Here is a 22,378-nt window from a genome sequence, read left to right as displayed (position 1 = left end):
ACCGCCGAGTCAGCGTATACTACGCCACCTTTGAGAATCTCGGGTTTGGCATTTGGGCCTGGCAATCGAGAGTTCAATAGAACTATGCGATGACCGGGCTGTAAAGCCTGACGAGGCGCCGATACCCCATACGAAGCTCGAGCTAATTTGATTTTTGGAGAATAGACATGTCCCGAGTCTGCCAAGTTACTGGCAAGCGTCCGGTGACCGGTAACAACCGTTCCCACGCACTGAACGCGACTAAACGCCGTTTCCTGCCGAACCTGCACTCTCACCGTTTCTGGGTTGAGAGCGAGAAGCGTTTTGTCACCCTGCGCGTATCTGCTAAAGGTATGCGTGTAATCGATAAGAAAGGCATCGATACAGTTCTGTCCGAACTGCGTGCCCGTGGCGAAAAGTACTAAGTACTTAAAGAGGAAATAAATCATGGCTAAAGGTATTCGCGAGAAAATCAAGCTGGTTTCTTCTGCTGGTACAGGTCACTTCTACACCACCACGAAGAACAAACGTACTAAGCCGGAAAAACTGGAACTGAAAAAATTCGATCCAGTTGTACGCCAGCACGTACTGTACAAAGAAGCTAAAATCAAATAATTTTAGTCTCCTTGTATTGAAAAACCCCGCATCTGCGGGGTTTTTTGCATTCTGCATCTCAACGGAGGAACCATGCCTGAATTACCTGAGGTAGAGACCAGCCGCCGCGGCATTGAGCCCCATCTGGTTGGCGCGACTATCCTTCATGCTGTCGTTCGCAACGGGCGTCTGCGCTGGCCGGTGTCCGATGAGATCCACGCGTTAAGCGATAAACCCGTCCTGAGCGTACAGCGCCGCGCGAAATACCTGCTGCTGGAGCTGCCTGACGGCTGGATCATTATCCATCTGGGCATGTCGGGAAGCCTGCGCATCCTCACCGAAGAGTTGCCTGCGGAAAAGCACGATCACGTTGATCTGGTGATGAGTAACGGCAAGGTGCTGCGTTACACCGACCCGCGTCGCTTTGGCGCATGGCTGTGGACCAAAGAGCTGGAAGGGCACAACGTGCTGGCGCATCTTGGACCTGAGCCGCTCTCAGAGGCGTTTAACGCGGATTATCTCAAAGAGAAGTGCGCGAAAAAGAAAACCCCGATTAAACCCTGGCTGATGGATAACAAGCTGGTAGTGGGCGTGGGGAATATCTATGCCAGCGAATCGTTGTTTGCCGCCGGGATCCATCCCGATCGGCTGGCCTCTTCGCTGTCTGCGCAGGAGTGCGAGCTGCTGGTCAGAGTGATTAAAGCGGTACTACTGCGCTCAATTGAGCAGGGCGGGACGACGCTGAAGGATTTTCTGCAAAGCGACGGGAAGCCGGGCTATTTTGCGCAGGAGTTGCAGGTTTATGGTCGTAAGGGGGAACCGTGCAGAGCATGCGGGACGCCGATTATTGCCACGAAGCACGCTCAGCGCGCCACGTTTTACTGCCGTCAGTGCCAGAAGTAGGGTTACTTTAACTTTTCCATCAACGCCTGGTGGACGTTAACCGGCAGAAAGTGGGTAACGTCCCCGCGATGGCGCGCCACCTCTTTCACCAGCGAAGAAGAGATGAAGGACCACTCTTTGGAGGGCATCAGGAATACGCTCTCCAGCTCCGGCATCAGATGGCGGTTCATGTGCGCCAGCTGCATCTCATATTCGAAGTCTGCTACCGCGCGAAGACCGCGGATCAGGATATTGGCCTGCTGGGCACGGGCAAAGTTTGCCATCAAATCGCTGAATCCGACGACCTCAACATTCGACAAATGCGAAATCGCATCGGTGGCAAGCTGCACGCGTTCGTTCAGGTCAAACATCGGCTTTTTGCTCGGGCTGGCGGCAATGGCCAGAATCACCTTGTCGAACATACACGCCGCACGGGTGATGATATCAAGATGACCGTTAGTGATCGGATCGAAGGTACCCGGATAAATCGCTTTTGTGCTCATGGCTCACGTTTTCTCTGAGTAGCCGCGGTTCAGCGCCCACAGCTCGGTGTATTTGTTGAAAGTATACTGGGCATTCACTACCGCCAGTAACCAGCCCTGTTTGCCGTCCAGCACGCCGCCACGTAGCAGCAGCGTTTTCAGAAACGCGCCCAGCGTGTGGGTGAAGATGCCGGTCAGCGTGGCCTTCTTGCCGCGCACATGCCGCTCCTGTGCCCAGGCGGTGGCATAGTTCAGCTGTTTCCGCTGGAAGCTGGCGAAATCGCGGCAGGTCAGATGAAGCAGATCGCCCGTCAGGGGGATGACCTGAGCGTTATCGCAGGCCAGAGACTCATGGACCAGGTTGTCGTTGTACTGATAACGCTCGCGAGCATAGAGGCGCATCACGCGGTCGGGGTACCAGCCGCTGTGGCGCATAAAGCGGCCCAGAAAATAGTTACGACGCGCGATACTGTAGACCGCGCCGGGCTGTGGCGCAGCAAGCACCGTTTGAATGGCCTGTCGGAGTTCCGGGGTGACGCGCTCATCGGTATCGATCATCAACACGTAATCGCCTGTGGCGTAACCCTGCGCACGCTGACGCTGAATACCGTAGCCCTGCCAGTCGGTGTCGGTAAAGACTTTTGCCCCGGCTGCACGGGCAACGTCCGCCGTATTGTCCGTACTTCCGGAATCGAGAATGACGATTTCGTCAGCCCAGGCAACAGAGGCCAGGCAATCCGGAAGCAGGTCGGCGGCGTTTTTGGCGATCATCACGACCGACAGACGCGTTGACATTAGTGGCTCCGCTGCGGCAGGTAAGGTTGCAAAAGTTGCAGCAGACGGGTCAGTGCGCCCTGGTTCTGATGCAGGACTTCAACGGCGTGACGACCGTACCACAGGCGGTAATCTTCGTCAGTCAGAAGGGTTGAGACCTCTTTGACCACCGAGTCCGCATCGGTCACGGTGATTAAGCCATCGGCTTGCTGCAATTTCGCGCAGATATCTTTGAAGTTAAACGTGTGTGGCCCCATCAGCACGGGAATGGCGTGGGCTGCCGGCTCCAGCGGGTTATGACCACCGCGCTCCACCAGGCTTCCGCCAACGAAAGCAAGATCGGCAATCCCGTACAGCAGCATCAGTTCGCCCATCGTATCGCCAATCACCACCTGCGTGCTGCCAGAGGGGATTTCGCCGCTGCTGCGCAGGGTGAAGCTGAAACCGCCTTTTTGCACCATCTCCCGGGCATCTTTAAAACGCTCAGGATGGCGAGGAACCAGAATCAGCAGTAAATCAGGGAATTTTTCCAGCAGCTGGCGGTGAGCCTGAAGAATAATGGCCTCTTCGCCGTCATGGGTGCTGGTGGCAATCCAGACCTGGCGACGCGGCGCCCACTGACGACGCAGCGTTACCGCACGGGCGGCGAGTTCAGGGGTGACGGAAATATCGAACTTCAGGCTACCCGTGACCGCAAGCTGGTTGCGCTTCAGGCCGAGGGCGATAAAGCGCGCGGCATCTTCTTCGTTCTGCGCGGCGATCAGCGTAATTTTGCTGAGCAGGCGACGCATAAATTTACCCAGCTTGCCGTACCCTTTCGCCGAGCGTTCCGACAGACGCGCGTTGGCGATAACCAAAGGAATTTTACGGGCATGCAGGGCGGAAATCATATTCGGCCACAGTTCAGTTTCCATGACGATCACCAGTTTAGGGCGAACGGTATTCAGGAAACGGTTCATGGCGCAGGGGAGATCGTACGGCAGGTAGACGTGATGCACGTCTTTACCGAAGGCAGACATCACGCGCTCTGAGCCGGTTGGCGTCATCGTGGTGACGGTGATGGGCAGTGACGGATAACGGTGGCGTAAGGCACGCACCAGTGGAATGGCGGCCAGCGTTTCCCCGACTGACACGGAATGCAGCAGAATACCGTCCGGCGCCACTTTATTGCGGCAGTAGCCATAGCGTTCGGCCCAGCGTTTACGGTACGCAGGCGCTTTACGGCTACGAAGCAACAGTCGCAGCCACACCAGTGGCTGAATGATGTAGAGCAGGGCGGTATACAACAATTCCAAGCGATTATCCGTTTTTTTAGTTTCGGCCGGGAAATTCTAAGCATTTAAGCGTGCTAAAGCTATCTCTTATGCCAGATACCGTTTTAAACGGAAGTAGCGTCGGCCCAGGCGCCAGCGCAAACGCGGGCTTTTGGCACTTTTCCAGATGAGCTTCCAGATCCCGGTGTCGAAGAACTCTTTGATTATCATTGATTTCTTCGCTTCATCCTTCATGTTGTCGAAGGTATGAATAATTCCCAGACCCTCTTTGGCGATTTGCCAGTGACAGGCCGGGATATTTTTCACTTTATCCGGGTAGCGCTGGTTAATGGCATCAAGCATCTTCAGGATCTTCATGTAATGGCGCGCTGAGCGAATCAGCGTGTCGTCATTATCCGGGGTGTGCGATACCGAGGCGGAGTGAATGTAGTAGTCGTAAAAGCGTTCGCTGGTGTACTGAACGCGTTCCGCAGCAAGCAGCACCTCAGTCGTCCACGGGATATCCTGATGGCGCAGGCCGGGCTCGAAACGAAAGCCGTGCTGACGAATAAAATCGTGACGATAGATATTCAGCCAGGTCACATGCAGGAACTTACGTGAATCCAGCGCCTTTTTTAACCATTCCGCGCCATTCATGACGCCCGTTGAGACGAGCTTATCTTCAGGGAAGATAGGGCGAGACGGTTTTTTGTTATTTTCCCAGACGTAGTTGCCATTGCAGGTGGCGACATCCAGGTTCTGCGTGACGGCCATATCCAGCAGACGCTGGTACATGCCGGGTTTGAAGACATCATCAATATCCGGGAAAGAGAGATATTGGCCGGTCGCAACGGCCAGGCCGGTATTACGCGCGATGGACACGCCCTGATTAGGTTGTTCAATAACCTGCATCTGTGGCAGCTGTTCGCGCCATTTTTCGACAATCTGCATCGAGCGGTCAGTGGAGCCGTCATTCACGATGATGACTTCCATACTGTCGATGTGTTGATTTACAAGGCAGGTAAAGAACTGATCGAGAAAAGCTTCACCGTTATAAACGGCAACCACCACGCTTAATAAAGGCGCTGAATTTTGCATATGAAACCTGATTATTTTTGGTTGTCGACCAAAGCAATGTATTGCTGGCAAATGGCGTTGATACCGAACGATGCGATCGTTTCGCGATCAACAACCGGCGGAGAGGCATACAGTTCTGCCAGGGTATTCGCCAGTGATTCGTCGGTTAACGCTGTCAGACCGCGCGCCAGGGGGCCAGTAAGGATCTCAGCAGGGCCGCCAGGGCAGTTTGTACTCACCGGTGGGGTCTGACAGATAATGGACTCTACCAGTACATTACCAAAACCTTCGCAGTCGGAACTTAACACTAAAAGGCGTGCACCTTTGATCCACGGATAAGGATTGGTTTCAAACGGGCGGAAGACGATCTTGTTTTCAATTCCCAGCTTAGCGGCAAGCTGTTTGAGCTGGTTAATTTTCACGTCAGAGCCTTTGCCCATCAACACCAGCGATGCGTCAATCTTGCTCATCGCAAACGCCCGCAGCAGCCGGTCGTGACGTTTGTGCTCATGAAAACGGCCAACGTGGATAATGTAATTCTGCCCCTGCATCTCAAAGGGCGCTTCCGCCAGACGCTGAATTTCAGGGATATCAAACGGGTTATGGATAACCGCTTTGCGCCGCAGGGGGATCGCGAGTACTTCAGACAGATCGTGCAGCACGGCGCCGGATACCGCCACCACGTTGCGGTTTTCATAGGTATGACGAATTTTATAATGCTTAAACCAGCGAGAAAGCCCGCTGCGATGGCGCAAATAGGAGAAGGAGAACATCCCGTGTACGCAGAACCAGACCTTATCGCGATCCAGAACGCGGCTGTGCGCCACGATACGGTCGGTTTTATGCAGATGCGAGAAGACGACGTCAAATTTACCGCTGCGTTCTGCCTGCTCAATGGCGCGATCCAGCAAACGGGCGCGACGCGGGATCTCGGTCAGCTTCCGCCAGGGTTTTTTACAGGTATCCTGCACGACCTGAAAATCGATGCCTTCCGGAATGGCGTAGTCGCACACCTTCCGTAAGGAGAAAAGGGTGACCTGATGCCCCAGTTCTGTCAGTCCGCTGGAGAGGGTGAGAACCGTTTTTTCGGCTCCTCCACCGGGTAAACCATCAATAATCATTAGGATGCGCATTATTAATCCAGTAATTTTTGATAAAGCGAAATAAGCTGACTTGATAGTTTTTCAGGGGTTGCTTCTCTGACGCGTTCACGCGCCGCAAGCCCCATATTGTTATTTTTTTCCAGTGAAGGGATGGACATGACGGCCTCCTTTAATGTGTGGATATCAAGTGCATCACAGTAAAACCCGTTCTGGCCTTGCTCAATAAATTCCGAACCACCGCAACTCTCTGACGTAATGACGGGCAATCCACAGGCCATTGCTTCAAGTATGACGTTAGGGAAAGGATCATACAGCGTCGGCAGCAGTAAACCATCAGAAAGCTGATAAAATGGTAGCGTCTCTTTTTGCATCCCCAGGAAACGGATTTGCCCCTCACAGCCTAATGAACGGGCGAGGTCGCGATAACGGCTTTCCGCTTTATCCTGACCGACCACAACCAGCCACGCCGATGTTCCTGCTATAGCCTGAATAGCGCTTGCCAGCCCCTTGCGTTCAAACCCTGAACCCACGAAGCAGAAAATGACGGCATCAGCGGGTAAGCCAAATTGCTTACGCAGTACAGCTCGCTGCCTCTCTTCTGCCGGAACGAAGCGGCGGGAATCTATTGAATTATAAATCACATGTATCTTTTTTGCGTCAATATCAAAGTCTTCGACGATTTCGCGCTTGATCATCTCCGCATTACAGATAACGGCTTTCAACTCGGGAGCCTGGTACATTTCACGTTCGGCGTTCATCACGTAGCGGTGATAGCGATCGTGCATGAGCAGCTTCGCGCGCCAGGCGGGAAGAATACGCGTACGCTGTAGCAGCCAGCGTCGATGTACACCATCTCCGGCGCGGTAAATATCGCAGCCCGGAATACGTTCGTGGCTCTGTACAATATCAAACTGCTGTTGCTGCCACAGCGCGCGCGCGGCGTGTGCAAAGCCGCGTTCACGGCTGATGCGGCCCCACTTTCGTGGATCGCAGATATGAATATGCCAGTCGTCCTGCTTTTCGCCCTGCCACTCGCGGGTGATGACGTTGAGCTCAAGATTTTGATTGCTCAGCGCGGTGAGTGCCCTGGAGACAAAACGTTCTGCTCCCCCATCCGGCCGATATTTTTGGCGCACAATGGCCAGACGATGAAGCTTCATTGCAGGTATCTCCTTGCGGCGGAGACGACAGCATCAACGGGGATGGCGTCGAGATAACGTTCCGTCGTTTTTGTATCAATGGCGTCAGGGTTGGGAAGCGGGCCGTAGTTACCAGCCCAGATGACCTCGCCGTTAACCTGCCATGGCGACCAGAACGTCAACTTTGATGGGCCAAACAGCGCCACGCAGGGCGTCTGAAGGGCGGCGGCCATGTGCATGGGGACGGAGTCAACGCCAATGAACAGGGCTGCGTGATCGATAAGCGAGGCCAGCTGGCGCAGGGTTAACTGCCCTGCCAGCGATACAACACCCGTCTGCGGGGAGGCGGCAAGAATGCGGTCAATCATCGCCAGCTCTTTCTTATCCGGTCCCGCCGTAAGGACGATAGTGTGGCCGTCCTGCTGCAATGCGGCGATAGTTTGCGCCATTTTGCCTTCGTCCCAGCACTTAAAGAACCAGCGTGAAGTGGGTTGAATAACGATATAGCGTTCCCCCACGCCCTTTTGTGTCAGCTTGTGATGAGCATGGTGCCAGTCATCCGCGCTGTAAGCCATGGTGACGGCGGGTCTGGCGGCAACGGGTAATGGTTTCAGTATGGACAGGTTTTGTTCAACGGTGTGCAGGTTCTGATGGCTGGCGACCGAGACCAGTTCACTGTGACAAAAACGCCAGAAGGCATTATTGCGCTTGTTAAAAGCGAACCCGAGCCGAACCGGTGCGCCGGTGAAGCGGGTAACAATCGCGCTGCGCCACTGATCGGCAAGATTGATCACCAGATGATAATGCTGAGCGCGTAAAGCACGAAGCAACTGCCACTCTTTTTGCAGGTGCTTCAGCGTCCCCAACTGCTTCCATTTACGATCGATACCATAGATCGTACCGATTGCCGGATGCGCGGCGAGCATGTCTCGCGTCTCTTCATAGAGAAGCACGTCGATTTGGGCTTCAGGCCATTTCTGGCGCAATGAATTGATGACGGGGGTGGTGAGTAACATGTCACCATGATGGCGAAGTTTAATCAGTAAAATGCGCAAATCAGGCGTGTCAGGTAAGTTATTCATCATCATCTTATCGGCGTTGTACTGTTGGCAATTCTAATAGACCTGGTAACGACTTGCACTCTTTCTCCATAATGTCAGGAATTTCCCTGGAAGGGTTTACTCCTGCTTTCGGGCGTGCGTAACATAGCGCTAACTATTTTGTCTTGCGGACTCATTATGAAAAAACCAGCGTTTATCATCACGATCGATACCGAAGGGGATAATCTCTGGCAGAACCACCGGGTCATCAAAACGGAAAACGCGCGCTACCTGGCGCGGTTTCAGACGCTTTGCGAGCGTTTCGGCTTTAAGCCTGTCTGGCTCACCAACTACGAGATGGCCGTCGAACCGGTGTTCATTGAGTTCGCGAAAGAGGTCATAGCCCGGGGGCAGGGCGAGGTAGGAATGCATCTCCATGCCTGGAACAGCCCTCCGGAGCACGATCTGACCGGTGATGACTGGCGCTGGCAGCCTTATCTGATTGAGTTTTCAGACGAGGTCATGCGTGAGAAAGTGCTGTTCATGACCCGCCTACTGGAAGAGACCTTCCAGACAAAAATGCTCAGCCATCGCGCCGGGCGCTGGGCATTCGACAGCCGTTACGCCCGGTTACTGATTGAGCTGGGGTATCAGGTAGATTGTTCCGTTACGCCGCGCGTGAACTGGCGCAACGCGAAAGGTGCCCCACAGGGTAATGGCGGAACGAATTACCAGCATTTTCCCGATCGCGCCTACTTTTTGGACGTAGACGACATTTCCCGGCCGGGAAACAGCCTTCTCCTCGAAGTGCCAATGAGCATCCAGTATAAACACCCGGCATGGCTGAATTCCCTGAAGCAGGGTTACGATCGTCTGCGCGGTAAATACCGTTCTCCGTCAGTTAACTGGTTACGCCCGGCCGGCGGTAACGCGCAGGAGATGATTAAGGTTGCGCAGCAGTGCCTGTCTCAGGGAAATGACTACGTAGAGTTCATGCTGCATTCGTCGGAATTTATGCCTGGCGGGAGCCCTACTTTTAAAGACGAGGCCGCGATTGAGGGGCTTTATCAGGATCTGGAGCAGCTCTTTACCTGGTTATCAGATAAGACCGTGGGGATGACGCTGGCGGAGTTTTACCAGTACAAAAAATAGTTATGCCCGCCAGGCGGGCATATTTGCTATTGCTGCTTTGTTTGGGTGAAAGGTGTACTTAATGCAAACAAAACCATAAAGAAGATTAAGGCTTCTGAACTGAGCAGTATGACATCCGTCAGTCCATACAAAAGCAAAAGAAGCATTGACGTTAGCAGCAGCGCGTTTCTGTTTCGTAGGGCATACGCAATCATCGAAACGAAGAAAAAGAGCATTACCGCTACGCCGGGGATCCCCTGCAAAGAGTATTTCTCAATAAATTCATTATGCAGATGAACTTTGATGTATTCGAGTGCACTGCCAAGGTGCGGATGTCCGTCTTTAATATACTGCCGCGTCCACGCTTCACGCTGTTCCAGCGATTGCCCTAACGGATGCGCAAGACCATTCTCGATCCCGACAGTCCACATCGAAAAACGTGCGCCCAATGACGTGCCGTCAAAACCTTGTTGATAACGTTCAACCTCACGTTGGGTTTGTTTTATTTTCGGCGAAATCAATGGCTTGTAGCTAACGATTACAACGCCTGCAACAATGCATAGAAAGATGAGGGCGGATTTAAGATGAATCTTTCTGAAATGATAAAGCGTGAGCACAATTGCCAGAAGCAGATATAAACCCATCGCAGCACGGGTCCCCGTCAACAGTATGACGAAGTAAGAGATTAATATTGTGAAGCCCGCAACAACATACAGCTTCACGTTCTGTTGAAGGTAAAGACTGTATACGAAAGCCAGTGACAGGACAGAATAAACATAGGCTGAAACGGTGGCACGGTTAATTGCCATCTCAACGCGAGTCATACCTTGTGAGGCCTGCCACAAGCCATACCCTGTGGCGAGCACAAACCCTAAGGCCGTTGCGAAGAAGAAAAATTTCCTGAAGGTGTCCTTATCGATATAAAACTTAAAGCGGTCAATATAGAAAATCAGGATACTCGCTAAAATTAACTTTTTGCTGGCGCCTAGATAGTCGCTGTAAAGATTGAGTCCCTCGTTATGATACTCATAGATTAAGTACCAGCCGAGGTTAAGTAACCCAATCAGCAAAATGGGCAGCGCTATAGTAAAAGGTCGAAGAGTGATTTTTTTATATTCGAAAGCCAGGCCAATAATACTGACGTAAATAGCAATATAGAAAAACTCTCTTTGCTTCCCTGAACTGACTAATGCCAGCATCAAAGAGATGAGGCTCAAAGCAATCGTCAGTTGATATAGCCGTGGTTTTATTTTTTCCATAACGCCTCAATAACCCTTTTTTTGTAGCTAAAACGAACATCGGTGGACAGGAAAAAAGACAATGTGTACATGGCCTTTACGCGTTGTTTCACGAGTTGCAATTGTTGGTCTGTAAGACAGGACCGATGGTTGCTGTAAATATCAAACCAGTGGCAATTGACAAGATGCCTGTAGCTTGACGGAAATGTTCTTTCCATCTGTAACGTGCATTCGACAAGCGTTGAAATTTTGCTGGCGTCCAGACTGCTCGACAAACTGTCGCGACGCTTGACGTAATAATAATGCCCCTGGCGTTGATAGACTATTTTGCACGACTGCATCAACATTCCGGGGAAGACAGCGAAATCCTCATAACATAACATTGGAGGAATAGGGTTGCTCTCGTACAGGCTACGATGAATAAACTGGCCAATGAGATGCGCCTGAAAGTCTTTATGGCGTAAGAAACGAGCGACTGCTTCATGTTGTGACAATGGCACAGGGTTGAATCCCTGCCAGTCTGAAGTCATTTTCCGGGGATCGCGAATCTCAAGCAAACGTGTCAGTAACATATCCGGACGTTGCGCTTTCAGAAAGATAATTGCGTCCCTGAGGCTGCCCGGCTTTAAGCAATCGTCACTGTCGAGCATCGTAATATATTCACCGGATGCCAGTGCGACAGCACTGTTTCGTACCCGGCCGACGTTACGAAAGTTCACGGTGCGCGTTATGATCTGAGGAAATTTAGGTGACCACTCTTCAATTATTGCCTGCGTGGTATCCTCAGAACTGTCATTAAAAATAATAATTTCAGTGTCTTGAACGGTGGCTGCCAGCAGGCTTGAAAGCGTGGCATGCAGCGTAGCTTCAGCGTTATGCGCAGCAATAATGACGCTTAAAAAAGCCATAAAAATTAGTTTCCTTGAGCGTCGGTAGCGCTAGCCAGTGAGCGGGCTTTGGGTAATGTACGGATAAACTGCTGAAGATCGTGTAACGCGGAGTCAGTGACAGAGAATAGTGCTTCCCGTTCTTGCGGGAAGTAATAGCGCGTTTCAAACACATAAGAACAAATGTTGTCGTCATTCCCGATCAGCAACACATTGCCAAGCGGACGTTGTTCATAGTGACAACACGGACCAAACAGCAGGACTACCGGAACGCCAACGGCGTCTGCGATATACACATTCCCCGAGTCAGACGCGATATAACAGTCCATCTTAGAAATGGCCCAGGGAAGCTCTTCCAGCGAAATTTTGCCAATAAGATTGATAAAATTAGGGATTTCACCGTAAAGGCGGGTGATATCGTCCATCCACGACTGTTCGTTTGGCGCGCCGAAGACATAAAACTCGCAGGGTAAATCAGCGAGTTGATCAACAATCCGCTTCCAGATAACCGGAGGAACGGTTTTGGCTTTATTGCCCGCCGCAATACTGATGCCGATGCGGATAACGTCAGGTTTATCAAGAATGGCCGGCCAGGTCGTCGGTTTAAAGAGCGGCTTTGTGGCGTGCTTGGGAGAGTCTTGCCATGTGAGTGCGCGGTCGGCCAGTTTCAGGTAGTTCGACACCGAAAGCGTTTTTTTGCCATGCTCAACGGTACCGTCAGCCGCAAGATAGAAAATCCCGTGATACCACCTGCGCGTGTAAATGGTTAAAAATTGTTTGTTTTTAGCATTGCAGACGGCGGCAAAAAAGAGGTTCACGCTGTTGGGTTGTAGCAGGTAGACGTTGTCGTAGCGGTTCATGATCCTGCACGCGAAGCACAGTTTACGCCACAGGTTGCGCTTATGCTGCTCAATAAAATAGATCTGCTCGATAGTCTCATCATGCTTCGCCAGCGCACCAACGCTGCGACTGACCAACACATCGCTTTTTTGCAGATATGCCAGTAGAGGTGTCGCATTAATAAAGTCACCGATTTTGGCTGTCTGAATGACAAGGTTTTTGCCCGTGTCTTTTCGAAACAGCTTCCGGAGGAGTTTCACCGGAAAGAGTAAAATCAGCAGAAATACATAACTCATGGGTTAAATATCCCTGTTGGAAAGCCGATGGCTGCCCTGTAAAAATGAAAAAATAGCATCTGCGCTAATATCCTTCGTTTGTTGCGTAGGGCTGACCATCTGATGCTGGTTTTTACCGTAACCCCCGATCAACCCCGGATCGGTCGGGCCGAAAATCGTGATATTAGGACGATCCAGTGCGGCGGTTAAATGGCTTAACCCTGTATCCACAGAAACGACGGCGTTAGCGCCCGCCAGCTGTGCGGCAACCTGCGCCAGCGTGAGTTTGGGTAACACCTCAACGTGGGAAAAGCCTGCTGCCAGACGTTCCGCACGCTGCCGCTCATGTTCAGCGCCCCACGGGAGTTTAATATGGATACCGCAAGGTTGCATTAGTTCAATCAGCCTTCTCCAGTGCGTTTCCGGCCAGTGCTTATCGTCGCGCGTTGTGGCATGCAGGAACACCAGATACGGTTCGGCATGCTCCTCCGTCTCGCGCAAAAAATGCTGTGCAATAGCGTAGTCACCCTGGGCTTCAGGTTTTGCATAGCCCAGGCTTTTCGCGAACAGCTCGCGGGTACGTTCCACGGCGTGCTGCTGCTTCGCAATATGGTGGCGACGATTATAGAACAGGCTCGCCAGCGGTTCGCGGGCGGTTTGCCAGTCCATGCCGTGCTTTACGCCGTGCGCCAGACGCGTGACCAGCGCGGCGCTTTTCACCAGGCCCTGAGCGTCAACGATCGCGTCGTAACGCCGGGCCTGCACCGCTCCGCGGAAGGCTTTACGTTCGGCTTTAATCGGTGCGGAGAACCATGCTTTGCGCCAGCGGCGAATGGCCACCGGGATCACGCGGTCAACCGCTTCGTGCCAGGTGGGGATCTGCGCGAAGCCTTCTTCCACCACCCAGTCAAAACGAATGCCGGGAATGGCCCGCATCGCGTCCGTCAGTGACGGCAGCGTATGCAGCACATCGCCCATCGAAGAGGTTTTAACGATCAATACCCGCATTCGTTATCCTTCTTCGCTCAACAGAAGTTCGTTGAGCTCTTCGAGAACGCGCTGCGGCGTAATGTCGATCAGGCTCTGATGGTAGCCTTCTGCGGCATCACCTTTACGTACCTTGTGGTAGCCGGTGATCAGGCGAATTACGCGCGCTTTGTGCGACAGCGGCGGCGTGAAGTCCGGGCTGCTCGGGCCATACAGCGCCACCAGCGGACGATCCAGCGCGGCGGCGACGTGCATCAGGCCAGAGTCGTTGCTGACAACGGCTTTACAGGCGGCAATCAAAATAACCGCCTGCTCGAGCTGCGTTTCCCCGGCCAGGTTTCGGCACCAGGCCTGTTGCTCGGTGCTGAGCGTGGCGAGAATTTCATTGCCCGCCTCGTGATCTTTCGCCGAGCCAAACAGCACAATTTGATAGCCTTCGTCGATCAGCTGTTTCGCCAGCTCTGCGTAGTGATAGTGCGGCCAGCGTTTTGCCGGACCAAACTCCGCGCCGGGGCAGAAGCCAATCATCGGGCGTTCGGACGAAATGCCAAACGCGTTGCAGGTGTGGGATTTCTCCCCGTCGCTTACCTGGAGCTGCGGCCACAGTAGCGGCTGCGGCAGATCTTTCGCGCTGCGCATCACGCCTTTGTCGTAGGCCAGCGCCACGTAGCGTTCTACCATCAGCGGCCAGGCCTCTTTATCCAGCACACGGGCATCGTTCAGCAGGCCGTAGCGCATTTCACCGCGCCACCCGGTACGGTGCGGGATGCCCGCAAAGAAGGGCACAAGAGCGGATTTGAAGGAGTTTGGCAGGACATATGCGCGATCATAGCGTTTCTCGCGCAGGCTATGGCCGAGTTTGCGGCGTTCACCGATTTCCAGCGCCCCGTGGCCGAGCGGCATCGGGATTGCCTCGTTCACTTCCGGCATACGCGATAACAGCGGACGGCACCATGCGGGTGCCATCACGTCGATTATCGCCTGGGGATAACGCGCCTTGAGCGTGCGATAGAGACTTTGCGACATCATCATGTCGCCCACCCAGGACGGGCCGATCACCAGTATTTTCATTCACTTCATCCTTCAAGCTGTCTCTGCGTTGGCTGCCTGCGTTCACTCCAGTCACTTACTTTTGTAAGCTCCCGGAGATTCACTTAGTTGCCGCCTTGATACCGCTCGAATGATTTTGTGAATTTATATCGCGGTCACGGTTCAGCCAGGCCATATATTCCGTTACGCCTTCGGCAACGGTCTTGAACGGCTTGTCGTAGCCTGCGGCGCGCAGGTTAGTCAGGTCCGCCTGGGTGAATGCCTGGTAGCGGCCTTTCAGCTTATCCGGGAACGGAATGTACTCGATGCTGCCTTTCTTATGGTAAGCCAGCGTCGCGTCTGCCACCGCCTGGAAGGATTCCGCGCGGCCTGTGCCCAGGTTGAAAATGCCGGACACGCCGTTTTCCAGGAACCACAGGTTCACTGCCGCCACGTCGCCTACGTAGACGAAGTCACGCTTAAAGCCGTCGCTGCCTTCGAACAGTTTCGGACTTTCGCCGTTATTTAACTGGGTGTTCAGGTGGAACGCCACGCTCGCCATGCTGCCTTTGTGGCCTTCGCGCGGTCCGTAGACGTTGAAGTAGCGGAAGCCGACAATCTGAGAGTTGGCTTCTGGGAGGATCTGACGCACGTACTCATCAAACAGGAATTTGGAGTAACCGTAAACGTTCAGCGGCTGCTCATACTCGCGGGATTCGATGAAATCTGAAGTGCGTCCACCGTAGGTTGCCGCGGAAGAGGCGTACAGGAACGGAATTTCACGCTCCAGGCAGTAGTGCAGGATCTCTTTGGAGTACTGATAGTTGTTGTCCATCATGTACTTGCCGTCCCACTCGGTGGTGGAGGAACAGGCCCCTTCGTGGAAGATGGCTTCGATCTCGCCGAACTCTTCACCCGCCATAATCTGGATAAGAAAGTCTTCTTTATCCATGTAGTCAGCGATGTTCAGATCCACCAGGTTTACGAACTTGGTGCCGTCTTTCAGGTTGTCCACCACCAGGATGTCGGTGATGCCTTTGTCATTGAGGGCCTTAACAATATTGCTGCCGATAAAGCCCGCGCCGCCGGTAACGATGATCATAACTGTAACCTTTGAAGTGTGGAGTCCGGGGAACATCCCGAACGCTAATCTCTTTATCATATCATCACAATGCCCGGTCTTCAGCCATTCACCGATATGCAGCAGGGGTACACGTGATTTATGCTGCAAAAACGAGAAGAGATACGGCGTCATCTCGTCATGAACTATTGGTTTGGGTAATATGTGCCAAAATTTGCCGAGTCTGGAGAATTGCAATGCGTGGTGATTTTTACAAACAGTTAAACAGCGACCTCGACACCGCACGTGCGGAAGGGTTGTTCAAAGAAGAGCGTATTATCACGTCTGCCCAGCAGGCGGACATCACCGTTGCCGACGGCAGCCATGTGATCAACTTTTGCGCGAACAACTATTTAGGTCTTGCGAATCACCCTGAGCTGATTGCCGCGGCGAAAAACGGCATGGATACCCACGGCTTCGGCATGGCCTCCGTTCGCTTTATCTGCGGTACCCAGGACAGCCACAAGCAGCTTGAGCAAAAGCTGGCGAACTTCCTCGGAATGGAAGACGCGATTCTGTACTCCTCCTGCTTCGACGCCAACGGCGGTCTGTTTGAGACCCTGCTCGGTGCAGAAGACGCGATTATCTCCGACGCCCTGAACCACGCCTCCATCATCGACGGTGTACGCCTGTGCAAAGCGAAGCGTTTCCGCTACGCCAACAACGACATGGTTGAGCTGGAAGCCCGCCTGAAAGAGGCCCGTGAAGCCGGTGCCCGCCACGTGCTGATCGCCACCGACGGCGTGTTCTCCATGGACGGCGTGATCGCCAACCTGAAAGGCGTGTGCGATCTGGCGGATAAATACGACGCGCTGGTGATGGTGGATGACTCTCACGCGGTTGGCTTTGTCGGCGAAAATGGCCGCGGCTCCCACGAATACTGCGACGTAATGGGCCGCGTAGATATCATCACCGGTACGCTGGGCAAAGCGCTTGGTGGCGCGTCTGGCGGCTACACTGCTGCGCGCAAAGAGGTGGTTGAGTGGCTGCGTCAGCGCTCCCGCCCGTACCTGTTCTCCAACTCCCTGGCGCCGGCGATTGTGGCCGCCTCTATTAAAGTGCTGGAGATGGTGGAATCCGGGGCTGAGCTGCGCGACCGCCTGTGGGCTAACGCCCGCCTGTTCCGTGAAAAAATGAGCGCCGCAGGATTCACCCTGGCCGGCGCTGACCATGCGATCATTCCGGTGATGCTGGGTGACGCGGTTGTCGCGCAGAAATTTGCTCGTGAGCTTCAGAAAGAAGGGATTTACGTGACCGGGTTCTTCTTCCCGGTGGTACCAAAAGGTCAGGCGCGTATCCGCACCCAGATGTCTGCGGCGCACTCGCCTGAACAAATTGAACGTGCGGTGGAAGCCTTTACCCGCATCGGCAAACAGCTGGGCGTAATTGCCTGAGGACGTGTGATGAAAGCGTTATCCAAACTGAAAGCGGAAGAAGGGATTTGGATGACCGACGTGCCGGAGCCGGAAGTCGGTCATAACGATCTGCTGATCAAAATTCGTAAAACCGCCATCTGCGGTACTGACGTTCACATCTACAACTGGGACCAGTGGTCGCAAAAAACCATTCCCGTGCCAATGGTTGTCGGCCACGAATATGTCGGCGAAGTGGTCGGCATTGGCCAGGAAGTGAAAGGCTTCAACATTGGCGACCGCGTCTCCGGTGAAGGCCACATTACCTGCGGTCACTGCCGCAACTGTCGCGGTGGGCGTACGCACCTGTGCCGCAACACCGTCGGCGTGGGCGTGAACCGTCCGGGCTGCTTCGCGGAATACCTGGTGATCCCGGCGTTTAACGCGTTCAAAATCCCGGACAATATCTCTGACGACCTGGCCTCCATCTTCGACCCGTTCGGCAACGCGGTACACACGGCGCTCTCCTTTGACCTGGTGGGTGAAGACGTGCTGGTCTCCGGCGCGGGCCCAATCGGCATTATGGCGGCAGCCGTGGCGAAGCATGTGGGTGCGCGCAACGTGGTGATCACCGACGTGAACGAATACCGCCTGTCGCTGGCGCGCAAAATGGGCGTCACCCGCGCGGTGGATGTCTCGAAAGAGAGCCTGACAGACGTGATGGAAGAGCTGGGCATGACCGAAGGCTTTGACGTGGGTCTGGAGATGTCCGGCGCGCCACCGGCGTTCCGCACCATGCTCGACACCATGAACCACGGTGGCCGAATCGCGATGCTGGGTATTCCGCCGTCAGATATGTCCATCGACTGGAACAAAGTCATCTTCAAAGGGCTGTTCATTAAGGGCATTTATGGCCGCGAGATGTTCGAAACCTGGTACAAGATGGCTGCGCTGATCCAGTCCGGTCTGGATCTGTCCCCGATTATCACTCACCGTTTCTCCATCGATGAGTTCCAGCAGGGCTTCGACGCAATGCGTTCCGGCCAGTCAGGGAAAGTGATCCTGAGCTGGGATAAGTAATCAAAAAGGGGCCTGAGGCCCCTTTTTTACTGATTCTTTTTCTCTTCGTCCGTCAGGTAACGCACCTTGCGGGTGTAATCCTGACCTTTGAACAGCAGCTTATTATCCGGTGATTCCAGATACTTCTGCCATTCGGAAAGCGGGAAACCGCCGTGCGCGCCAATCACCTCTTTCGGCACAACGGCTTCCTGTCCGCCGATCTTCTTGGAGACCGGCCAGTTCATCCAGTCGCCCAGGTTAACCGTTTTGACATCCAGCATGTCCAGCAGCGCAGCGAGCGGCAGCTGATCGGTCGGCGGCTGCGTATCGTCCATCAGCTCCCAGGTATCCTGGAACAGCGTCAGCCACAGCGGGCAGATACGGCGCCAGGTCTTTTTGGTGGCGGCAAGAAACGCGCCGTTAACATGATCGACCAGATACGGGCGCACCGTTTCTTTGTAATACGCCGGCACTTTCTCCGCTGGCGCGCCGTCCAGCTTGGCAATCATTTTGCCCTGACGGAAGCTGGAGTAGATGTGCATATCCGCCATGTTGATCTCTGGCATTTTAAGCAGGTTGAGATCGGAGTCGATCATCAGCACACCTTCACCGCGCGCCTGCAACGGAGCGTTAAGCTTCACCAGACGACTGAGGTAGATCTGCTTATAGCGGTAACCTTCTTCACGTTTTGGAAGCGTGAGGGTAACAACGCGAGTTTTTGGCGGCAGTTCGCCGAAAGCGGATTCAGGCTGATCGCTGACGATAACAATCTCGCTGACGTCAGAGGCATAACGCTCTGCAAAGGTCGCTGACAATAACGCCTCTTCGACGAAATCTGCGCCCGTACACGGGATCACAATGGAATCAACCGCAACGAGATCGCGCGTGACCGGAAGGGAAGCGTAAGGAATGTTATGACGCCCGGTAATGTGGCGGTAGCGAGCATTCAGGAATTTAAACATGTTCTTCTCGTTTGGTTATTGCGCGCCAAGAACGGCCTCGACACCGTTAACATAGCTTTCAATGGCATACATGTTGCAGACATTCTGGTGCGCGGCAGCGGCGAGCCGGGCGCGCAGAGCAGGATCCTGCCAGATATTATCCAGATGTTGAGCAAGTTGCGACACGTCGCTCCAGGGAAACAGCAGGCCGGTCGACTCATGATCGATCAATTCTGCCGTGCCGGTCACCTTTGAACCAATCACGGGGATGTTGAGCAGCATTGCTTCCAGCACGACGCGGGGCAAGCCTTCGCTCTGCGAGGCCAGAATGAACGCGTCAAAAGTGGCGAGATAGTCAAAAGGCGTGTTCTGGAAACCGGTAAAAATGACGTGCTCAGCAATACCTGATGCATCAGCTTGTGCAGCCAGCGCGCCGCGTTCAGCCCCTTCACCGACCAGCACCATTTTCCATTTTGCCTGCGGGTGTCTCTGGCTGAACTGTGCCAGCGCCTCCAGCGTGTGGTGGTTGGCCTTACGAGGGATTAACGAGCCAATGCTGCCGAATACAAACGTATCGTCTTCAATATTCAGTCGCTGGCGCATCGCGCATCGGTCCGGCAAAGGCTGATGGATGTCGATGGCATTGTTGACCGTGGTACACAGCTCTGGCCGGACGCCATGCTGAAGTAGCACGCGTTCAACGCCGTGCGAGACGGCAATGATTTTTGTGGCATGGGCATTCACCAGCTTCACCAGCGGCGGGGTCAGCACCGGTTCAATCCGGCAGTGCTGGATTATCCGTGCACGCAGGTTTGCGCCCGCCAGATACCCTTCTTCATTAGAGCCTGGCTGGTTGTTCATATACAGCGTATCGAATCCACCTTCCCTGAAAATGGTCTCGATCTTGCTGACGTTGGGCCGGATACGCCACAGGGTATCAATATGCCGCGTAAATGCTTTGCGCGCCGAACGCGAGAAAAACAGCAGACCACGTCCCGCTTCTTTCAGGAGTTTTGCCCATGCCGGTTGCTTACGTTGAGGGATAACGAGTAATGGGATCCCAATGCTGTTGAGCACCTGGCCTATCGTTTGACCTTCAGCACGACTATAATCACTGTAAAAACAACAGGTAATGTCGAATTTGTCGCGGTTGATTCGCTTCAGAAGCTCAAGCATACTGTTGGTACCTCCCCCCCATTCTTTGCCTGTGTCCAGGAGGAGGATTTTACGTTTTTGCGGCATGTCTGAATCCGTATGCTACCCTTCATCTGACCGCATTATAAAGAATTTACTGAAATAAAATAGATTTTTTGTATTTCTTTGTCTTTTTATAAGGAAAGGTTTTAAACGCGCTTATTTTAAAAGTGCGATTTAAGACTTTAATCGCCTCTTCTCAATTCGATAGTATTAGCGCAAAAATTTTATGTTGTTTCTGAGAGAGTGAGAATATGTTTAAAATAACGGTTTGCTTATTAACGTTTAACTCCGAAAGAACGTTGCACGATGTTATTCCTCCTCTTTTAAAAATAGCAGATGAATTCGTTGTAGTTGATTCCGGCAGTACAGACGCAACGATATATATTTGCCAGAGTTATGGATTGTCGCCCATATTCAAAAAATATAGCTGGCACGGCGAGCAGATGAACCATGCCATATCCCATGCGCACAACGACTGGGTGCTGTGCATGGACAGTGACGAAATACTCGATCAAGAAACCGTTGGTGCTATTTTAAAATTAAAAATGGGCGATGAACCCGAACCGGATATGGCGTGGCGGATATGTCGTCACTGGTTTGTTCTGGGAGAAAATGTCCGAACGATTTATCCAGTCTCATCTCCGGATTATCCGGTGCGTCTTTTTAACCGTACGCAGTCGCGATTTAATAACCGGCCAGTAGACGATCAGGTTGAAGGTTTTCTCCGTTCTGAACGTATTCCTGGCTATGTCAGACATGATACGTTTTATTCACTGCATGAACTTTTCAATAAATTAAACGGATATACCACTCGCCTGGTTCAATATCAGACGATACGTCCCTCTCTTGGTCGCGGCGCGATCAGCGCTATCGGCGCATTTTTCAAATGGTATCTGTTTAGCGGTGCGTGGCGTAAGGGCAAAGTGGGTGTGGTGACAGGGTTTTATGCCACGGCGTACAGTTTTTTGAAGTATTTCAAGGCCTGGTATCAGGATCGGGAAAAGAAAGAGTCCGTTGCAAAAGAGCAGTCGGACTCTTATCTGGCAGAATAGGCGTTAGCCGATCAGGCTTTTTTTCCCCAACCCTGCCACTGTTGCTGGACGTATTTAACCAGCGTACTGCTGCTGATGCTTTCGCCAATCACCGTGAAGAAGCGGGTTGCATAGACCGGTTCAGGCGGCTGTTTCAGCGTGCAGTTCTTCACGCCGCGGAATGGATTACGCGGCTGCGTTGCGGGTGGTTGCGCGCTACCCGGACGGGAAGTATCCACCTGAGGTTCATTGAGCAGATCGCTCGGACGCACCAGCGTGATATCGGCGGGTAAGCCCGGCAACATTTGCTGCAAAACGCGAACGGTAGACGGATGCGGATGCCCAATGGCAATCGCCGAACCGTTACGGCGCGCCAGCTGTACCGCGCGGTTGAACTGCACGCGGATATCCGCTTCGTTCTGGGAGTCGTCCAGGAAGACTTTGCGCTTGATGACTTTTACACCCGTCCCCTGAGCGGCACGCATCGCCTGGCTATTGCCGATGGTCATGCTGTCGAGGAAATAGAGATTGTAACGCTCCAGGGCCTGCATCACTTTCAGCATACCGTACAGGCTGGAGGTCATCGCGCTGCCCATATGGTTATTCAGACCCACGGCATACGGCACTTTATTGTACGCATCGCGGATGATGCGATCGATCTCGTCGCTGCTCATGTCCGGACGCAGGGTATCTTTTTCCAGCGGCTGCTTGCTGAGAGGGGCCATCGGCAGATGGATGAGGACCTGATGGCCGCCATTGTGCGCTTTGGTCGCCATTTCATGCGCGTGAGGCGCATTAGGCAGGACGGCGACAGAGATGGCTGACGGCATCGCCAGCACCTGATTTTCATAGTGTGGTCGATAACCGAAGTCATCAATCACAATCGCGAGTTTGCCTGCATAAACCGGTGCAGCCAGCGCCAGTGCGCTGACGACGGAAAAAACAATTCGACGAAATTGAAGCAAAAC

General features: G+C 53.3%; 23 protein-coding genes. 7 read left to right on the top strand and 16 right to left on the bottom strand.

Translation table 11 applies throughout. The features are described 5' to 3' along the window. Nucleotides 1–167: 167 nt before the first annotated feature. From rpmB to mutM, 3 genes are all read left to right on the top strand, one after another. Complete coding sequence (gene rpmB / locus IPZ49_RS08910; protein WP_002436699.1) at nucleotides 168–404, top strand: 50S ribosomal protein L28; 237 nt, start codon at nucleotides 168–170, stop codon at nucleotides 402–404. A 22-nt stretch (nucleotides 405–426) separates the two neighbouring features. After that, nucleotides 427–594 (top strand): 50S ribosomal protein L33, encoded by a 168-nt coding sequence (rpmG, locus tag IPZ49_RS08905; protein ID WP_003024094.1) that lies wholly within the window; start codon nucleotides 427–429, stop codon nucleotides 592–594. Nucleotides 595–666: 72 nt separating this feature from the next. Continuing rightward, nucleotides 667–1,476, top strand: coding sequence for a bifunctional DNA-formamidopyrimidine glycosylase/DNA-(apurinic or apyrimidinic site) lyase (gene mutM, locus IPZ49_RS08900; RefSeq protein WP_003860879.1), 810 nt, complete (start codon nucleotides 667–669; stop codon nucleotides 1,474–1,476). Between the two features lie 2 nt (nucleotides 1,477–1,478). Here mutM and coaD read toward each other — a convergent pair whose 3' ends face one another. From coaD to rfaQ, 7 genes are all read right to left on the bottom strand, one after another. Next, nucleotides 1,479–1,958, bottom strand: a complete 480-nt coding sequence (gene coaD / locus IPZ49_RS08895) for a pantetheine-phosphate adenylyltransferase (protein WP_022646622.1) — start codon at nucleotides 1,956–1,958, stop codon at nucleotides 1,479–1,481. Between the two features lie 3 nt (nucleotides 1,959–1,961). Further along, the gene (locus tag IPZ49_RS08890) at nucleotides 1,962–2,732 is read right to left on the bottom strand and encodes a glycosyltransferase family 2 protein (RefSeq protein WP_063147162.1); all 771 of its coding nucleotides are present in this window, start codon (nucleotides 2,730–2,732) and stop codon (nucleotides 1,962–1,964) included. Next, nucleotides 2,732–4,006, bottom strand: coding sequence for a lipid IV(A) 3-deoxy-D-manno-octulosonic acid transferase (waaA, locus tag IPZ49_RS08885; RefSeq protein WP_003860874.1), 1,275 nt, complete (start codon nucleotides 4,004–4,006; stop codon nucleotides 2,732–2,734). The genes IPZ49_RS08890 and waaA overlap by 1 nt, the downstream gene beginning before the upstream one ends. A 66-nt stretch (nucleotides 4,007–4,072) precedes the next feature. Continuing rightward, complete coding sequence (locus tag IPZ49_RS08880) at nucleotides 4,073–5,062, bottom strand: glycosyltransferase (RefSeq protein WP_063147163.1); 990 nt, start codon at nucleotides 5,060–5,062, stop codon at nucleotides 4,073–4,075. An 11-nt stretch (nucleotides 5,063–5,073) separates the two neighbouring features. Beyond that, nucleotides 5,074–6,174, bottom strand: coding sequence for a glycosyltransferase (locus tag IPZ49_RS08875; protein WP_023299022.1), 1,101 nt, complete (start codon nucleotides 6,172–6,174; stop codon nucleotides 5,074–5,076). A gap of 2 nt (nucleotides 6,175–6,176) precedes the next feature. Next, complete coding sequence (locus IPZ49_RS08870) at nucleotides 6,177–7,304, bottom strand: glycosyltransferase family 4 protein (RefSeq protein WP_023299023.1); 1,128 nt, start codon at nucleotides 7,302–7,304, stop codon at nucleotides 6,177–6,179. Continuing rightward, nucleotides 7,301–8,371 carry a putative lipopolysaccharide heptosyltransferase III gene (gene rfaQ, locus IPZ49_RS08865; protein ID WP_023299024.1) on the bottom strand — a complete coding sequence of 357 codons (1,071 nt, stop codon included), beginning with the start codon at nucleotides 8,369–8,371 and terminating at the stop codon, nucleotides 7,301–7,303. Before rfaQ ends, IPZ49_RS08870 begins: the two co-directional genes overlap by 4 nt. A 150-nt stretch (nucleotides 8,372–8,521) precedes the next feature. Between rfaQ and IPZ49_RS08860 the strand changes: the two genes are divergently transcribed. Next, nucleotides 8,522–9,475 (top strand): polysaccharide deacetylase family protein, encoded by a 954-nt coding sequence (locus tag IPZ49_RS08860; RefSeq protein ID WP_046621788.1) that lies wholly within the window; start codon nucleotides 8,522–8,524, stop codon nucleotides 9,473–9,475. 26 nt (nucleotides 9,476–9,501) lie between these two features. On the opposite strand, the gene IPZ49_RS08855 is transcribed toward IPZ49_RS08860, so the two are convergent. From IPZ49_RS08855 to rfaD, 6 genes are all read right to left on the bottom strand, one after another. Then, a complete protein-coding gene (locus tag IPZ49_RS08855) occupies nucleotides 9,502–10,713 on the bottom strand; it encodes an O-antigen ligase (RefSeq protein ID WP_063147164.1) in 1,212 nt (403 codons plus the stop codon). Beyond that, the gene (locus tag IPZ49_RS08850; protein WP_063147165.1) at nucleotides 10,701–11,600 is read right to left on the bottom strand and encodes a glycosyltransferase family 2 protein; all 900 of its coding nucleotides are present in this window, start codon (nucleotides 11,598–11,600) and stop codon (nucleotides 10,701–10,703) included. Before IPZ49_RS08850 ends, IPZ49_RS08855 begins: the two co-directional genes overlap by 13 nt. 5 nt (nucleotides 11,601–11,605) lie before the next feature. After that, complete coding sequence (locus tag IPZ49_RS08845) at nucleotides 11,606–12,715, bottom strand: glycosyltransferase family 9 protein (protein ID WP_022646631.1); 1,110 nt, start codon at nucleotides 12,713–12,715, stop codon at nucleotides 11,606–11,608. A gap of 3 nt (nucleotides 12,716–12,718) precedes the next feature. After that, nucleotides 12,719–13,702: a lipopolysaccharide heptosyltransferase RfaC gene (gene rfaC / locus IPZ49_RS08840; RefSeq protein WP_063146889.1), complete on the bottom strand. Its 984-nt coding sequence runs from the start codon at nucleotides 13,700–13,702 to the stop codon at nucleotides 12,719–12,721. A 3-nt stretch (nucleotides 13,703–13,705) separates the two neighbouring features. Then, on the bottom strand, nucleotides 13,706–14,752 hold the full coding sequence (rfaF, locus tag IPZ49_RS08835; RefSeq protein WP_023305214.1) for an ADP-heptose--LPS heptosyltransferase RfaF: 1,047 nt from the start codon (nucleotides 14,750–14,752) through the stop codon (nucleotides 13,706–13,708). Nucleotides 14,753–14,831: 79 nt separating this feature from the next. After that, on the bottom strand, nucleotides 14,832–15,812 hold the full coding sequence (gene rfaD, locus IPZ49_RS08830) for an ADP-glyceromanno-heptose 6-epimerase (protein WP_022646634.1): 981 nt from the start codon (nucleotides 15,810–15,812) through the stop codon (nucleotides 14,832–14,834). A gap of 215 nt (nucleotides 15,813–16,027) precedes the next feature. Between rfaD and kbl the strand changes: the two genes are divergently transcribed. Then, entirely contained in the window at nucleotides 16,028–17,224 is a 1,197-nt protein-coding gene (gene kbl / locus IPZ49_RS08825; protein ID WP_015570030.1) for a glycine C-acetyltransferase, read from the top strand. Between the two features lie 9 nt (nucleotides 17,225–17,233). Then, a complete protein-coding gene (gene tdh / locus IPZ49_RS08820; RefSeq protein ID WP_017383610.1) occupies nucleotides 17,234–18,262 on the top strand; it encodes an L-threonine 3-dehydrogenase in 1,029 nt (342 codons plus the stop codon). Between the two features lie 26 nt (nucleotides 18,263–18,288). On the opposite strand, the gene IPZ49_RS08815 is transcribed toward tdh, so the two are convergent. After that, nucleotides 18,289–19,203 (bottom strand): hypothetical protein, encoded by a 915-nt coding sequence (locus tag IPZ49_RS08815; protein ID WP_023305215.1) that lies wholly within the window; start codon nucleotides 19,201–19,203, stop codon nucleotides 18,289–18,291. Nucleotides 19,204–19,218: 15 nt separating this feature from the next. After that, the gene (locus IPZ49_RS08810; RefSeq protein ID WP_022646636.1) at nucleotides 19,219–20,424 is read right to left on the bottom strand and encodes a glycosyltransferase; all 1,206 of its coding nucleotides are present in this window, start codon (nucleotides 20,422–20,424) and stop codon (nucleotides 19,219–19,221) included. A 206-nt stretch (nucleotides 20,425–20,630) separates the two neighbouring features. Here IPZ49_RS08810 and IPZ49_RS08805 point away from each other — a divergent pair, with 206 nt between their 5' ends. After that, nucleotides 20,631–21,431, top strand: a complete 801-nt coding sequence (locus IPZ49_RS08805) for a glycosyltransferase family 2 protein (RefSeq protein ID WP_063146890.1) — start codon at nucleotides 20,631–20,633, stop codon at nucleotides 21,429–21,431. An 11-nt stretch (nucleotides 21,432–21,442) separates the two neighbouring features. On the opposite strand, the gene IPZ49_RS08800 is transcribed toward IPZ49_RS08805, so the two are convergent. Beyond that, nucleotides 21,443–22,375, bottom strand: coding sequence for a divergent polysaccharide deacetylase family protein (locus IPZ49_RS08800; RefSeq protein ID WP_032622054.1), 933 nt, complete (start codon nucleotides 22,373–22,375; stop codon nucleotides 21,443–21,445). Nucleotides 22,376–22,378 lie beyond the last annotated feature (3 nt).

Source organism: Enterobacter cloacae complex sp. S2 (assembly GCF_015159675.1).
In the GTDB taxonomy this organism is placed as follows: Bacteria; Pseudomonadota; Gammaproteobacteria; order Enterobacterales; family Enterobacteriaceae; genus Enterobacter; species Enterobacter intestinihominis.
Note: the sequence above shows the minus strand (reverse complement) of the source record. Positions and strands in the feature narration are given on the sequence as shown.

Coding starts and splice junctions, on each gene's coding strand:
- rpmB (WP_002436699.1), top strand. CDS start 168: ATGTCCCGAGTCTGCCAAGTTACTGGCAAGCGTCCGGTGACCGGTAAC.
- rpmG (WP_003024094.1), top strand. CDS start 427: ATGGCTAAAGGTATTCGCGAGAAAATCAAGCTGGTTTCTTCTGCTGGT.
- mutM (WP_003860879.1), top strand. CDS start 667: ATGCCTGAATTACCTGAGGTAGAGACCAGCCGCCGCGGCATTGAGCCC.
- coaD (WP_022646622.1), bottom strand. CDS start 1,958: ATGAGCACAAAAGCGATTTATCCGGGTACCTTCGATCCGATCACTAAC.
- IPZ49_RS08890 (WP_063147162.1), bottom strand. CDS start 2,732: ATGTCAACGCGTCTGTCGGTCGTGATGATCGCCAAAAACGCCGCCGAC.
- IPZ49_RS08880 (WP_063147163.1), bottom strand. CDS start 5,062: ATGCAAAATTCAGCGCCTTTATTAAGCGTGGTGGTTGCCGTTTATAAC.
- IPZ49_RS08875 (WP_023299022.1), bottom strand. CDS start 6,174: ATGCGCATCCTAATGATTATTGATGGTTTACCCGGTGGAGGAGCCGAA.
- IPZ49_RS08870 (WP_023299023.1), bottom strand. CDS start 7,304: ATGAAGCTTCATCGTCTGGCCATTGTGCGCCAAAAATATCGGCCGGAT.
- rfaQ (WP_023299024.1), bottom strand. CDS start 8,371: ATGATGATGAATAACTTACCTGACACGCCTGATTTGCGCATTTTACTG.
- IPZ49_RS08860 (WP_046621788.1), top strand. CDS start 8,522: ATGAAAAAACCAGCGTTTATCATCACGATCGATACCGAAGGGGATAAT.
- IPZ49_RS08855 (WP_063147164.1), bottom strand. CDS start 10,713: ATGGAAAAAATAAAACCACGGCTATATCAACTGACGATTGCTTTGAGC.
- IPZ49_RS08850 (WP_063147165.1), bottom strand. CDS start 11,600: ATGGCTTTTTTAAGCGTCATTATTGCTGCGCATAACGCTGAAGCTACG.
- IPZ49_RS08845 (WP_022646631.1), bottom strand. CDS start 12,715: ATGAGTTATGTATTTCTGCTGATTTTACTCTTTCCGGTGAAACTCCTC.
- rfaC (WP_063146889.1), bottom strand. CDS start 13,702: ATGCGGGTATTGATCGTTAAAACCTCTTCGATGGGCGATGTGCTGCAT.
- rfaF (WP_023305214.1), bottom strand. CDS start 14,752: ATGAAAATACTGGTGATCGGCCCGTCCTGGGTGGGCGACATGATGATG.
- rfaD (WP_022646634.1), bottom strand. CDS start 15,812: ATGATCATCGTTACCGGCGGCGCGGGCTTTATCGGCAGCAATATTGTT.
- kbl (WP_015570030.1), top strand. CDS start 16,028: ATGCGTGGTGATTTTTACAAACAGTTAAACAGCGACCTCGACACCGCA.
- tdh (WP_017383610.1), top strand. CDS start 17,234: ATGAAAGCGTTATCCAAACTGAAAGCGGAAGAAGGGATTTGGATGACC.
- IPZ49_RS08815 (WP_023305215.1), bottom strand. CDS start 19,203: ATGTTTAAATTCCTGAATGCTCGCTACCGCCACATTACCGGGCGTCAT.
- IPZ49_RS08810 (WP_022646636.1), bottom strand. CDS start 20,424: ATGCCGCAAAAACGTAAAATCCTCCTCCTGGACACAGGCAAAGAATGG.
- IPZ49_RS08805 (WP_063146890.1), top strand. CDS start 20,631: ATGTTTAAAATAACGGTTTGCTTATTAACGTTTAACTCCGAAAGAACG.